This is a genomic window from Nocardiopsis coralliicola, assembly GCF_054779695.1.
The window spans coordinates 105,637-119,349 of sequence record NZ_BAAGXT010000001.1 but is presented as its reverse complement, the minus strand read 5'-3'; the positions used below and the strand labels follow the sequence as shown (position 1 = coordinate 119,349).

At 71.2% G+C, this 13,713-nt stretch carries 9 protein-coding genes; 5 read left to right on the top strand and 4 right to left on the bottom strand.

The genetic code is table 11. The features are described from left to right. Positions 1-266: 266 nt before the first annotated feature. The 4 genes from ACYVGT_RS00435 to ACYVGT_RS00420 all read left to right on the top strand — a co-directional run bounded on the left by ACYVGT_RS00435 (position 267) and on the right by ACYVGT_RS00420 (position 7,577). Positions 267-1,496: a GAF domain-containing protein gene (locus ACYVGT_RS00435; protein WP_460854297.1), complete on the top strand. Its 1,230-nt coding sequence runs from the start codon at positions 267-269 to the stop codon at positions 1,494-1,496. Positions 1,497-2,017: 521 nt separating this feature from the next. Next, positions 2,018-3,541: an acetaldehyde dehydrogenase ExaC gene (gene exaC / locus ACYVGT_RS00430; RefSeq protein ID WP_460854296.1), complete on the top strand. Its 1,524-nt coding sequence runs from the start codon at positions 2,018-2,020 to the stop codon at positions 3,539-3,541. Next, positions 3,541-3,942, top strand: a complete 402-nt coding sequence (locus ACYVGT_RS00425; protein WP_460854295.1) for a DUF779 domain-containing protein — start codon at positions 3,541-3,543, stop codon at positions 3,940-3,942. Before exaC ends, ACYVGT_RS00425 begins: the two co-directional genes overlap by 1 nt. A 512-nt stretch (positions 3,943-4,454) precedes the next feature. After that, entirely contained in the window at positions 4,455-7,577 is a 3,123-nt protein-coding gene (locus ACYVGT_RS00420; RefSeq protein WP_460854294.1) for an AfsR/SARP family transcriptional regulator, read from the top strand. A 554-nt stretch (positions 7,578-8,131) separates the two neighbouring features. On the opposite strand, the gene ACYVGT_RS00415 is transcribed toward ACYVGT_RS00420, so the two are convergent. Then, entirely contained in the window at positions 8,132-8,857 is a 726-nt protein-coding gene (locus ACYVGT_RS00415; protein ID WP_460854293.1) for a VOC family protein, read from the bottom strand. A 47-nt stretch (positions 8,858-8,904) separates the two neighbouring features. After that, positions 8,905-9,204 carry a hypothetical protein gene (locus tag ACYVGT_RS00410; RefSeq protein WP_460854292.1) on the bottom strand — a complete coding sequence of 100 codons (300 nt, stop codon included), beginning with the start codon at positions 9,202-9,204 and terminating at the stop codon, positions 8,905-8,907. A gap of 172 nt (positions 9,205-9,376) precedes the next feature. Between ACYVGT_RS00410 and ACYVGT_RS00405 the strand changes: the two genes are divergently transcribed. Then, the gene (locus ACYVGT_RS00405) at positions 9,377-11,581 is read left to right on the top strand and encodes a tetratricopeptide repeat protein (RefSeq protein ID WP_460854291.1); all 2,205 of its coding nucleotides are present in this window, start codon (positions 9,377-9,379) and stop codon (positions 11,579-11,581) included. Here ACYVGT_RS00405 and ACYVGT_RS00400 read toward each other — a convergent pair. Then, positions 11,490-12,440 carry a carbohydrate kinase family protein gene (locus ACYVGT_RS00400; RefSeq protein WP_460854290.1) on the bottom strand — a complete coding sequence of 317 codons (951 nt, stop codon included), beginning with the start codon at positions 12,438-12,440 and terminating at the stop codon, positions 11,490-11,492. The two genes, ACYVGT_RS00405 and ACYVGT_RS00400, sit on opposite strands and share 92 nt — an antisense overlap. Continuing rightward, a complete protein-coding gene (locus ACYVGT_RS00395; protein WP_460854289.1) occupies positions 12,437-13,663 on the bottom strand; it encodes a hypothetical protein in 1,227 nt (408 codons plus the stop codon). The genes ACYVGT_RS00400 and ACYVGT_RS00395 overlap by 4 nt, the downstream gene beginning before the upstream one ends. Positions 13,664-13,713 lie beyond the last annotated feature (50 nt).

Below are 13,713 nucleotides of genomic sequence, written 5' to 3'. Positions count from 1 at the left end.
TCTCCGCCGCCCACCCGCCGCGGACGGGACCGAGCGCTCCCGGTGCGGACCCGGTGGAGCCGTCGGGGACCGCGCCGGACGCGGGCGTCCGGCAGGCCCGGCGGCGACCGCGCATCGGGGCATTCGGGCGATCTTCGGCCGGTTGCCCGCAGATCGGGGCGGACCGGCTGGCGGATTGCGGTGACCTGGGTCACGATGGGGGCGGCGAGAGGCCGGGCGAACCGGTCCGCGCTCAAGGGGGAACCGTGGAAGGAGACCGGCAGCCGGTGCCCGCAGGGTCCGGCGCCCACCGCACCCGCCGTCCGCGCGATCGCGGAGCGCCGCCGGGCGGTCTGCGCCCGCTGGTGCGCGCGTCATGGCAGCGCTGCCTGGTCAGCGGGGTCGACCCGGACGACCCCGACCGCCGCGGCGGGCTGGACGGGGACGCCCTGCGCACCCTGCGGGACGCCCACCCGCTCACCGCGCTGATGCCGCTGCTGCGCCGGCTGCTCGTCGACAACGCGGCGGGCGGCGGCCACATCGCGGCGCTGGCTGACGCCCGCGGCCGGCTGCTGTGGGTGGACGGCGACCGCACCCTGCGCTCCCGCGCCGAGCGGATGCGCTTCACCGCCGGCGCTGACTGGGGCGAGCAGAGCGCCGGCACCAACGCTCCGGGCCTGGCGCTCGCCGTCGGCCACCCGGTGCAGGTGCGGACCGCCGAGCACTTCGGGGTCGACGTCCGGCCGTGGAGCTGCTCGGCCGCGCCTGTGCGCGACCCCGACACCGGCGCCGTCCTCGGTGTCCTCGACCTCACCGGGGACGACTCCGCTGCCTCGCCCCAGGCCATGGCGCTCGTCCAGGCGGCGGCCGCGGCAGCAGAGGGAGAACTGCGCCTGCGCCGGCTGCGGGGCGCGGAGCCGCGGGCCGGCGAAGACGGGTCCTCGGGCGCAGCGGCACGGCTGCGGGTCCTCGGCACGCGCCGCCCGGTGCTCACCGCCGGCGGCCGGCGGATCCCGCTCAGCCCGCGCCACGCCGAGATCCTCTTCCTGCTGTCGCGGCGGCCGGGCGGCCTCACCGGTGAAGGGATCGCCGCGCTGCTGGACGAGCGGGACGCCGCGCCCGTCACCATCCGCGCCGAGGTGGCCCGGCTGCGCCGGTCCGCGGGCGCGCACCTGGTGCAGTCGCGGCCCTATCGGCTTGCGGCCGCCTGCACCAGCGACGCCGACGACGTCCGCTCCCTGCTGCTGCGCGGCGATCCGGCGGGTGCCTTCGCCGCCTACCCGGGGCCGCTGCTGCCCGGGTCGGACGCCCCCGGCGTCGCCCAGGCCCGCGAGGAGCTGGCCGCGGAGCTGCGCGGCGCCCTGGAGCGGGCCGGCGCGGGCGAGCTCCTCGCCGCCTGGGCCGCCCGCGACGACGGGCGCGGCGATCCCCGGCTGCACGAGGCGGCGCTCCGCAGCCTTCCCGCAGACTCCCCCCGCCGCGCGGCCCTCACCGCGGCCCTCGACGAGTGGCGGTAACCCGCCCGCCGCAACCGCGCCCCGCCTCCTTCTCGGCGCCGCTTCCCGGAGCGGCCGGGCCCCCAAGGCGCCCAGCGCTGCCCTGCCGTTGCGGCAGCTCCGCTGTCTCCTCCTGCCGGGGAGCGGGACCGTGAGGCACCGCGGCTGAGCGCCGGGGCGATCCCCGCACCTGCCCCCGGGGGGCGACCGCGCGGCAGGCCAGTGGCACCTCTCCCGCGGAGGAGGGTGCGGTGCCCAGCGGGCGAGTGCCGCAGCGGAGGCACGGGCGCGCCCCGCCGCTTGGGAAACCGTCAGCGACGGGAGGCACGGCCGTGGCGAACGGAGTGGGAAGCCGCCGCTTCCCCGTTCCGCCCGGTGGCGCGACGCCCCGGGGCTTCCGGGCAGTGCTCGCCGCAGGCGCTGGGCGGCGGCTGCTCCGGTCCTCCGGTGCAACGTCGCTGCAACGGTGCGGCGCCTACCGTGCCGGGCACGGGGCCGCCGGTCTCCGGCTGCCCGCACCCCTGGACAGAGGAGGCAGTCGCATGGCCGTCTACGCACGCCCCGGCACCGCTGGATCCGTCGTCGACTTCGCCGGGCGGTACGGCAACTGGATCGGCGGCGAGTGGGCGGACCCGGTGAAGGGCCGGTACTTCGCCAACCCCACGCCGATCCTCGGCACCGACTACACGGAGGTGGCCCGCAGCGGCGCCGACGACGTCGAGCTCGCCCTCGACGCCGCGCACGCCGCGGCGCCCGCCTGGGGCCGGGCGCCCGCCGCGGAGCGCGCGCTGGTCCTCAACCGGATCGCCGACCGGATCGAGGAGAACATCGAGAAGCTGGCGATCGCCGAGAGCTGGGACAACGGCAAGCCGGTCCGCGAAGCGCTCGCCGCGGACCTGCCGCTGGCGGTCGACCACTTCCGCTACTTCGCCGGGGCGGTCCGCACCCAAGAGGGCACCATCTCCCAGCTGGACGAGGACACCACCGCCTACCACTTCCACGAGCCGCTGGGTGTCGTCGCGCAGATCATCCCGTGGAACTTCCCGCTGCTGATGGCCACCTGGAAGCTGGCGCCGGCGCTGGCCGCCGGCAACGCGGTGGTGCTCAAGCCGGCCGAGCAGACCCCGGTGTCGATCCTGCTGCTGATGGAGCTGCTGGCCGACATCCTGCCGCCCGGCGTGGTCAACGTCGTCAACGGCTTCGGCGCGGAGGCGGGCAAGCCGCTGGCCGCCAACCCGCGGGTGCGCAAGGTCGCCTTCACCGGCGAGACCACCACCGGCCGGCTCATCATGCAGTACGCGAGCGAGAACCTCGTGCCGGTGACGCTGGAGCTGGGCGGCAAGAGCCCGAACGTGTTCTTCAACGACGTCGCCGAGGCGCGCGACGACTTCTACGACAAGGCGCTCGAGGGCTTCGCGATGTTCGCGCTGAACCAGGGCGAGGTGTGCACCTGCCCGTCGCGGGCGCTGATCCAGAGCGGCATCTACTCCGACTTCCTCGCCGACGGCCTGGCGCGCACCGAGGCGGTCACCGCCGGCAACCCGCTGGACACCGCCACCATGATCGGCGCCCAGGCCAGCAACGACCAGCTGGAGAAGATCCTCTCCTACATCGACATCGGCAAGAAGGAGGGCGCGAAGGTCCTCACCGGCGGGGAGCGCGCCGACCTCGGCGGCGACCTGTCCGGCGGCTACTACGTGCAGCCCACCGTGTTCGAGGGCGCCAACTCCATGCGGGTCTTCCAGGAGGAGATCTTCGGCCCGGTCGTGGCCGTGGCGCGGTTCGACGACTACGACGACGCCATCAAGACCGCCAACGACACCCTCTACGGCCTGGGCGCCGGCGTGTGGTCGCGCAACGGCACGACCGCCTACCGCGCCGGCCGCGACATCCAGGCCGGCCGGGTCTGGGTGAACAACTACCACGCCTACCCGGCGCACGCCGCCTTCGGCGGGTACAAGCAGTCCGGCATCGGGCGGGAGAACCACCACATGATGCTCGACCACTACCAGCAGACCAAGAACCTGCTGGTCAGCTACTCCGCCAACGGACTGGGACTGTTCTGATGCCCGCAGACCCGCACGGCCCCGGCGGCGCTGCCGAGCCCGCGGCCGACGAGGACGGCGTGCCGCGCGTGGAGGTGACGGAGTCCGCGGCGGCGCTGCTGCGCGAACTGCGGGAGGAGCACGGGCCGCTGATGTTCCACCAGTCCGGCGGCTGCTGCGACGGCAGCTCCCCGATGTGCTATCCGGCCGGGGAGTTCCGCACCGGCGGCTCCGACATCCGCCTCGGCGACCTCGACGCCGGCACCCCGGAGCCGGTGCCCTTCTGGATGTCGCGCTCCCAGTTCGCCTACTGGAGCCACACCCGCCTCACCGTCGACGTCGTCCCCGGCCGCGGCAGCGGCTTCTCCCTGGAGGCCCCCACCGGCCACCGCTTCCTGATCCGCTCCGACCTGATGCCCTGACCCCGCCCCAACCCCGTCCCCGCGGGCCCTCCCCTGCCACGGAGGGCCCGCGGGGTCGTCATGCCGCGGTCCCCGCCCCCGGCGCGTGCTCTCCTAGCCGCCCGCCAGGGCTCGGCATGCTCCGTTCGGCGCGTGCTCCGCTGCCGCACCGGCAAGGCACGGCAGGGTGCGGTCCACACAGCTGCGGGCGCCTGCGCTGCAAGCACATCCCCGCCAGCACGGAAGACCCTTTCCGAATTCCGGTCACCACCGATCTCAGGTGCAACTCTCCTCACCTGGATTCCCGCGAATTCGAATTCACGTGCAGAATTATCGCCCGTTTTCCCGTGCAGGTGCACAGCATTTCTGATCTTGCCCCCGGACTCCACAACCAATCGAATCCGAATCCCCCCTGGCCAGAGGCCACACTGCCACGATGGCCGCGAACGGACTGCCGAATTTCGGCCACTCCGTTTACGCCTTCCAATGGGGCGGAATACCGATAACGGGGCCCATCGCGGCAAGGGAGGGCCGTGGAGTTCTCGGTTATCGGGGCCGCACGGATCCGCGCCGAACGGGATGCTTCTCCACGGCCGGGCGCCGAAACCGCGGTGTTCGCGCGGCTCGTCCTCGCCGCGCCGCATGCCGTCTCGGTCGACACACTGACCGAAGGGCTCTGGGGCGATGCGGCGCCGCGGCAGAGCCGGCAGAACCTGGCCGCCTATGTCACGCGCGTGCGCCGCGCGCTGGAGCGGGCCGGACTGGACCGGACACTGCTGGAATTCCGCGCGCAACACTATGCGCTCCGCATTCCGCCAGAAAAGGTGGATTGGAACCGGTTCCGCACGCTGCAGCGGACAGCTATCGCGCTGAGCACCCAGGGTGACCACGCGGGCGCCTACGGGGCGGCGACGGAGGCTCTGGACGCGTGGCAGGACGATCCCGTCCCCGACGGCTCCGGTCCCTGGGTGGAGGGTGTACGCGTAACCATGCGCAGCGCCCACCAGTCCACGCTCGCCCAATGGGCGCGCGCCGCCTTGGAATGCGGCTGGGAAGCCGACGCGCTCGACCGACTGTCCTCTGCCGTCACGCAGTATCCGTGCAACGAGGAACTGGTCGAGGCACTCATGCGCGCGCTCCTGGCCACTGGTCGCTCCGCCGACGCGCTCACCGCCTACGCGCAGCTCCGCCAGCGGCTCGCCGACGAGTTGGGCACCGATCCGCCAGCGACGCTGCGCGGGCTGCACCGGCGCATCCTGCGGGGTGAGGAGGGGCCAGCGCATCCTGTCGATTCTCCCCCAGGGCGCCGGCCGATTCGCGACAATCTGCCGCGCGACATCGGCGACTTCAGTGCGCGAAGAGAAGAGACTGCCAAAGTCGTGCGCGATGCCCGCAGCGAATCACGCCAGGACGCCACAGCGGTGCATGTCATCAGTGGGATTTCCGGTACAGGCAAGAGCACGCTGGCTGTGCACGCCGCGCACCAGTTGAAGGACGGCTACGGTTACCGGCTCTACCTTGATCTTTGTGGCGGCGACGCGCGCCTGCACCCGATCAGCGCCGAGGAAGCGCTAGCCGAACTGCTTGGCCTCCTCGGCGTAGATGTATCGCCCGAGCACACACCGCGCACAGTGGGACACTGGAGTGCACTCTGGCGCGACCTCACCCGCGAAGTGTCGCTGCTCGTCGTTCTCGACAACGCAGCAAGCGCCGAACAGATCCTTCCTCTCCTTCCAGCTGGTCCGGACTGCTTGGTAATCGTCACCTCCCAGCGCCGAATGAGCGACCTCGACGGGGCGACCCACACAGCGCTGGAAACGCTGCCACCGGAACGCGCAATGGAAATGCTCACAGCGGTCAGCGGCGGCCGCGATGATCCGGAGTTCCGGGACTGCGCGCCGGGGATCGTCGACATCTGCGACGGCCTGCCTCTGGCACTTCGGCTTGCGGGCGGACGACTGTCCGGTCCCACAGCGTGGGCTCCCCACGACTACCTCGACCACCTGCGCAGCCAGCCGGCCTACGAAGGGCTGCGGTTGGGGCGGCGCAGTGTTCGGGCAACGTTCGGCCTGACGCTCGAGGCGCTTCCCAGACGCGCCTCCAGGGCGCTCTTCCTCCTCGGGCTGTTTCCCGCGCCTACGATGGATCGGTGGGCGGCACACGCCTTAATCGGCACTGATGACCGGTTCTCCGATGAGGTCCTGCACGAGTTGACCGACAGCAGCCTGCTCACTGAGACCGCACCGGAGTCGTTCAGCCAGCACTCAATGGTCGGAAACTTCGTGCGGGGCCGGCTCGACGAGGAGCTGACGCCGCAGGTGCGCCAGACGGCGATCCGGCGGATGCTGGAGGCGGCACTGGACCGATGCTCCCGCGCAGTACGCCGACTGTCCCTGCACCCCGAGGACGATGCTGCGGCTGACCCGCTGCAGCACGGCGAACCGAAGGGCAAGTCGCTTGAGTGGCTGCGCAGGCAACCGCTGATCGGGCTCGTCGACTACGCCGCCCAGCACGGATTCGCCTACCACGCGGCGCGGCTCGCCCACCTCCTCGCTGACTATTTAGACCTTTACGGGCCCTGGGATCGGGCGGTTGAGCTCCATTGGACGGCGCTCCGGCTCGCCCGCGAGGGCGAGCTGCACGCGTACGGACTCAGCCACCTCTCCCGGGCCCTTCTGCGCACGGGCGCGCTGGAAAGGGCGCTGGGTACAGCTGAGGAGGCGCGGGCAGCGTGGGAGCGGCTCGGTGATCGGCGCCGGGCCGCACGCGCATTGGACCTGTCCGGGGTGGCAGCCGCCCACTCGGGCAACCTTCGTGATGCGGAGCAGCGGCACCGCGCGGCGGTTGACGGGTACCGCGCCGCAGGCGACCGACGCGGGGAAGCTGTCGCTCACCGCCATGTCGCCGATGCGCTTTACCAGCAAGGGAAGCTCAATGCGGCCGCGCAAGTCTATTCCGTAGCGCTAGCGACCGCCGAAGAAGTATTTCCTGAGGCAGCCGCCATCGTCCGGTCCAACTATGCCGGCGTGCTCCACGACATGGGCTACCACCGGGAAGCCCGTGCTGTGGTGGAAGAGGTACTCGCCTACCTGGTTCGGACCGGCGACCACCGCCGAGCGGGAGCGGTCTTGGGGAACTCCGGCCGCATCGCTGCGCGGCGCGGCGACCACAGTCGGGCCCTCATCGTGCTCACGGAGGCGCTGAGACTCCAGAAGGCTGCGAACGACCGCTGGGCGCAGAGCGGGACTTGGTGCACGATCGGCACGCAGCACCTCGCACTTGGCCGGGTCGAGGAAGCTCTGGCTGCCTTTGACGAATGCGACCGGATCGAAGCGTTCAGCACCTCCAGCACCCGGGTGAACGTGTTGATGGGGCGGGCCGAAGCAGCACTACACGCAGGGCGTCCTGCAGAGGCGAGCGGGCACCTCCTCCGCGCACGGGGCATCGCCAAGCAGGGCGGTCTAATCCGCGACCAGGCGGCGGCAGCGGCGCGGCTAGGAGTGGTGGAGTCCGAACGCAACCACGACCGCGCAGCCCGGTCCCGGCTCTCCGAGGCTCAGCGGCTCTACGCCGAGCTGAACGCCCCCGAGGAGTCAGCGGTCTCCGCGCTCCTCGAGGCGACGGATCTCTCGTCGCAAGAAGCCCCGGGGCAGTAGAAATCCGGCTTTCCTATGACACCTCCGGGTGAGGTTGGTACCGTTCCGCTGTGCACAACCCCCTGAGCCCCATAGGCAGGCGGGGGCCACATGCACACCAATGCCCCCTCTGGCGATCAACGCGCCCGCAGTCCTAGGAGAGTCGACAGTGCCCAATCTCGTGCTGATGGTGTCCGCTTTCGCTGATTGGCACATCATCTACGGGATCGCAGGCGCCCTATAAGCCCGCAGCCCTTTCGCCCCGAACGGGCCGAAGCGCCCGCTATGCCAGGTAGACCGAGCCGCTCCGCAAGGGGCGGCTTTTTCCTGCCCGGCCCCCACCGATACTGAATGCCCCAATCGCGCAGAAACCAACGAAAGATTCGCCCCCGTCCGACTGAGCCCTTCCTGGTGCCACCGTTCCAGAACCAATCCTGACCTGCACCGATGAGTACGGGACCCAGTAGCGATATTTGCACCGCCGTCCTGCCGATGCGGTCTGCCACGGTGGAGTTCCGCGCCGGTCTGGGGTGGCGCCTGTCCGTGCAGCGGACACTCGACTTCGGAATTCCCCTCTAGGGCGCGAGGCCGACGACAGCCGCGAGGTCTTCGAGACCGACCCGGTGCGCGGTGAGTTCGCTGCGTTCGGCTTCGGTGAGGGGGACGGTGCGGGCGCGGGTGAGGGCATCGACCGCGGCGGCGGTGTCGTCGGCGCGGATGGCGAGTTCTGCGCGGTAGGCCAACGCCTCGACCAGTTCGGCGGCCGGTGCGCCATCCTGCTCCCGGGCCAGCGTGGCGTCCAGGATCTTCGCCGCCTGCTGATTGTCGCCCTTGGAGTCGCCGAGCACGACGGCGTTCTCCAGCGCCTTGGCCAGTTTGCCGATTGCGGGCGCACCGGTGTCGCCGGTACCCACGAGCGGGAAGATCCGGATCCAGTTCCCACCGGGGTCGATGACCGTGAACCCGGAGCGGTTGTCGGCATTCTTGCGCTTCCGCGGGCGGGTCATCCGCGGAATCCCGGAAACCAGGAGCTTGCCGTGGACCGCGCGCATGCCCGCGGCGAACGCCTCGAAGAGCCCTTGGGTGTCGGGCACCGCGACCACGCAACTGCCGTAGGAGTCCTCCGGCCTGAAGTCCGGCAAGCCGAAGAACTGCAGCTGGAATTCTTCTCGCTGCAGACCAACGCACGGGTACGGGCGGGCCTGGTAGTAGGTCCGGGTGAAGCCGAGCATGGTGTAGAACTCGACGATCTCGTCGATGGATCGGCACGGAAGCAGCGGGACGGTGATCTCGTGGGCCATGGAATTGCTCCGTCTCGAAGGCAAGGATGCGCCGATGCGCGCGGCCGCTACTCGGCCGGCCGTGCGGGGCGGCGGGTGGGGGAACCGGGATCGCCGGCCATGCTGAATGCGACGTCTTCTAGTCGGTTGATCAGCCGATGGGTCAACTGGGCGCCGGTACCGGCGGTCGCCAGCCACAGCGAGATGACCTCGCCCACCGGACCCGAGTCGTCCAGTTCCGGGGCCGTGGGCAGGCGTGCGGCACCGCCGTGCTGCCGGTGCGGTCCGCCACGATCGAGTTCCTCGCCGGCCCTCAGCCCCGAGCGCGTCGGGTCGACCACTGCCGCCGCCCTGCTCCACACGAGCACGACCGCGCCACCTGACCCGACCAGACCGCTACCGAGAATGGATCACTGGCCGCATTCTCCTCGGACATCACCAAACCGCCCTGACCGAACATTAGCTCGAATTACCGTGCGGTACAGTCCGAAATACACTCTAGTATGAATTGTCTTCTCTATCGAGGAATAGGCGGTCACGGTGGGTCGTCGCGGGCACGGAGACGAGATCCCCGAGGCACAGTCGACAATCGGTGGCGATGTCAGCGGATTCGCGGTGCAGGCCGGGACGGTGCACGGCGGAGTGCACGTCCACGTGGCCCCCGACCGGGAACCACCGCGCCAGCTGCCGCTTCCCGTGCCCGCGTTCACCGGGCGCGCCAGCGAACTCGGCGACTTTGAACGTGCCGCGGCGCGCGGCTCCGAAATGGAGTCGGCGGACATCCGAATCGTCGTCCTCAGTGGCGCCGGCGGGGTCGGGAAGTCCGCACTCGCCACCCACGCAGCGCTTCGGCACGCACCCGCAGCAACGGACGGACAGCTCTACTGCGACCTCGGCGCCTACTCCGCGGGCGGCCCGGCCGACGTGGGCGACGTCCTCACCCACTTCCTGACCGCGCTGGGTGTCCCGCCGGAACGCGTTCCCGCCGACACAGCCACCCGGTCTGCCGTCTACCGCTCGGTCACCGCAGGCCGGCGGCACATCATCCTGCTTGACGACGCAGCGACCGCGGCCCAGGTCCGCGCACTCTTGCCGGGTCCCGGCCATCATCTGGTTCTGGCCACCAGCCGCCACCGGCTGGCAGGACTGCGCGTGGACGGCGCCCGCTTCCTGCAGATAGGACCGCTCTCCGACAGCGACTCAACCGCCCTGCTGCGTCGGCTCACCGATCCCCGCCCGGCCGACGCCGCACTCGTGGAGCGCGCCGCACACCTGTGCGGCGGGCTTCCGATCGCCGTCGTGGCCGCTGCCGTGGGGGTGCAGTTGGGCGGGAAGTGCGCACTGCGGTGGGTCACCGCGGACCTGGAGAAACGCAGCGCAAGACTCGCGGCGCTGAGCCCTGACGAGGAAGTCGAGTCCTCCGTGCGTGCCACGTTCGACGCCTCGTATGAGGCTCTTCCCGAACCAGCACAGCGCCTGTACCGCCGCCTCGGCTGGTTCCCGGGCAGCGAAGTAGACCGCTCTACTGCGGCAGTGCTGCTGGAGTGCTCCCCTCAGGAGGCCCGCGCTCCGCTGCGCACCTTGACCGCGTGCAGCCTGCTCCGCGAGCGGGCTCCGGGGCGCTACCGCATCCATGACCTGCTCCACCTGCACGCCCGCGAATGTGCCGACAGGGACGAGGAAGCACCGCGGGAGCGCATCGTCACCCTGCTGTGCGGCCACTACGCTGAGCGCGCGCGGGCCGCCGACCGGCTCCTACGCTCCTACACAACCCGCAACCGCGCGGCCGCCACCCAGCCCTCAATCTTCGCCGACCAGGGCGATGCCATGGACTGGCTCCTCAGTGAGCGCAGTGCCCTCATATCCCTAGCCAGGGAAGCGCAAGCGCTAGGAATGCACAACGCGGCGCTCGTTCTCGCGGACGGGCTCTGGCTGCTTTTTCTCCTGCGCCACGACACCGATGCATGGCGGAAGGGCCGCTCCGCAGCATTGGCCGCTGCACGAACCGCAAACGACCAGTGGCAGTATGCCCGACTACTCGGCCGAGACGGACTGGTGCACGGCGCCCTAGGTGAACTCCAGGAGGCACACGCAGCTCTCACTCAGGCCGAGGAAATTTGGCGGGAGTTGGGCGAGAAGGGCCGATTGGCGCAGACGCTGCAGCGCCGCGGAATCGTCTTCCTCGACGGAGGGGACCCCGCTGCGGCGCTCGATCCGCTCACTCGCGCACTGGATCTGGACTCTGTTCCCGGACGCACCAATAGCCGGGCCATCACCTTGACGAATCTCGGCCGCGTCTACCGAGCCCAAGACCGGTATACAGAGGCGGAATCAGCCCTGGAGCAAGCAATCGAGCTGTTCCGGGATCCGTTCAACGGACTCAGGACGGCCACTGCCTGTACAGAATTGGCCTCTCTCATCGCTGACCGCGATCCTGTGCGGGCACGAACGGCGCTTCAGCACGCCCGCTGGGCAGCTGAGGAGGCCGGCGCTACGCGCGAAGGCGGTATTGCCCTGCTCGCCCTCGGTGTCTTCGACCTCCGGTCAGGAGACAGTGCAAGCGCCCGCGATACCTTGGCGCGGGCGCTTTCACTGCTCTATGAGGCCGGGGACGCCCAGCGCACAGCCGAGGCTCAGGCGCTGCTGGACGGAATCACGGAATGCGGCCCTCCCGAAGGTCCCACCGGCCCAGCTCAACCTCCACCGGATGGGTCCGGGCCAGGGCCCGGAGCTGATCCGCCGTGAGAAGAGTGTCGCCAGTTCTGGTTGCGCCGATGCGCCACGCCGCGTGCAGGACGGCGTCGGACAGCGCCCGTACGGGCTGTCCCGTTGACAGCCAGGAGTGCAGGAAGGTCGCGAACAGGGTGTCTCCGGCGCCGATTACTGAGATCAGCGAGCGCGGCAGTTCGGTGCGGGCCCGGACAAGAGTGCCATCGCGCAGGCCCAGCACTGCCCCTTCCGCGCCACAGCCGACGCCGGCCACCGCGCAGCCGGGGTAGGCGGCGAAGACCGACGCGATCCACTCGCGGGGCGAAGCGGGCAGCCGCTCGTGGGAGCAGAACAGGATGTCCGCGGCGTGCAGCCAGGCCGACCGGTCCTCATCGGCGATATCGGAGATCTGATGCAGGTCGGTGGCGACCGGTACCCCGGCTCGCCGGGCCGCCGCAAGCAGCGGCCGAGACAGCCCCGCCGTGGTCAGCACCGCTGCGTCGGCACCCTCCACCAGCTCGGCGAAGAGTGCCTCCGGGTAGGTCTCGTCCTCGATCGGGCGGAGGAAGGAGTGGCCGGCGCGGCTGCCGTCCCCGCCGACGAGGTCGACGGCCACGGTGGAGCGCTCCGCCGTCACCACCCCGCGACCCAGCAGGCCGCGGGTCCGCAGGCAGGAACGGATCAGGTCCCCGGCGTGGTCGGCGCCCACGACGGTGCACAGCTCCACGCGTGAACCGAGCGCGGCGCAAGCGCCCGCGACGTTGGCTCCCACACCAGTGGCTTCGGTCCGGACCCACTGCGGGTGCCGAGTGGGCCCGGTCTGCACCGGGAAGGCGTCAACGGGGACCGTGACCCCCAGGTGAGCCGTCCCTACGACGACGATCTTCGGTTTCATCGTGCATCTCCCCCTTCCTGGTGTGCGAACGAGCCCGACTGCGGCAGTTCCGTTCCGGGTGGCACGGCACCGGGATCCGGCGGTTGGATGCCAAGCGTCCGGTAGAGCACCGGCAGGAGGCGCTCGAAGAACCGTCCGGGGTGGTCGGTGATACGAGCCGCGACGGTGTCGAGGCGGGGGTCGCGGCCGGAACGGACCGCCGCAGCGACGGCAGGGAAGGCGGGGCCGCGGTCCGGGACAGGCGGGGCGATGCGGAGCAGCTCCGCCATGGGCGAGGACGGGGCCACCCGGGCACCTGTGCCGTTCCAACGGAGGACCGGCGCGCGGGTCAGGGTGGCATAGAGGAGGACCGACCCGTGGTCGCCGACGACGGCATCGGCTGCGGCGAGTGCGGCGCACCAGTCGTCCTCGGGGGCTAGTACCTCTCCCCCGGCCTGGCGAAACGGCTTCAGCCAGCGCTGTACCTGCCAGCGGCCGTGCGCCGCCCACACGTTGGGGTGGCTGAGCAGGCAGACCTGCCACCCCGCAGCGGCGGCTTCCCGGGCAATACCCGGCAGCCGGTCGATGCGCGCGGCCATCAGCGACTGCGGGCCCCAGGTGCTCGACAGCACCAGCCGGGGCCGACGGGCACCGCGCCCCGGGCGGGCGGGCCGCGGCGGGCGGCGCCCTGCAAGCAGCGCGTCCGCGCAGGGGTCGCCGGCGACGACGGCGGCGGGGGCAGCGGCGGGGCAGGCCAGCGCCAGGCGGTCGCGTTCCTCTCCGTGGGCGAGGACGATGGCGGCGGGCACCACGCGGCCGTCCTCGACCAGCCACTGGCCGCCCAATCCGAAGGCGTCCGCGCCGGCCGGGGCGCCATTCCCGCGGTCGGGAACTTTGATGAAGCCGACACCGTGCGGGATCAGCACCACCGGCCCGTGCACCTGGGCGATGCCGGTAGAGCCGGAGGCCAGGACCAGGTCGACGGAGGTCCGCAGCACCTGGTCCCAGGGAAGCACCACGAACCCGGCCGTCTCCAGCCAGCCGTGCGCACCGCGGGAGAACCGCCCCGGCGGCACGGCGGCGACCAGTTGGACGCGCGGATCGCGCCCCAGTTCTTCGGCGACGGGCAGCAGCCGCTGCCCGCTGGTGAGCGTGTCGGCGAGCAGGAGGACCGTGGCGCATCCGGTCCTGGTCACCCACCGCTCGGCGTCGGCGGCGCCGATCGGGAGATCCGTCCACCCCATTCCAGGGCTCCTCTCCGCCGCCCGGCGTCTCCGGGCGTGCGGCTCCACCC

Excerpts from the sequence above, each read along its gene's own strand:
- exaC (WP_460854296.1), top strand. The coding sequence starts at position 2,018 with ATGGCCGTCTACGCACGCCCCGGCACCGCTGGATCCGTCGTCGACTTC.
- ACYVGT_RS00425 (WP_460854295.1), top strand. The coding sequence starts at position 3,541 with ATGCCCGCAGACCCGCACGGCCCCGGCGGCGCTGCCGAGCCCGCGGCC.
- ACYVGT_RS00415 (WP_460854293.1), bottom strand. The coding sequence starts at position 8,857 with ATGGCCCACGAGATCACCGTCCCGCTGCTTCCGTGCCGATCCATCGAC.
- ACYVGT_RS00400 (WP_460854290.1), bottom strand. The coding sequence starts at position 12,440 with ATGAAACCGAAGATCGTCGTCGTAGGGACGGCTCACCTGGGGGTCACG.
- ACYVGT_RS00395 (WP_460854289.1), bottom strand. The coding sequence starts at position 13,663 with ATGGGGTGGACGGATCTCCCGATCGGCGCCGCCGACGCCGAGCGGTGG.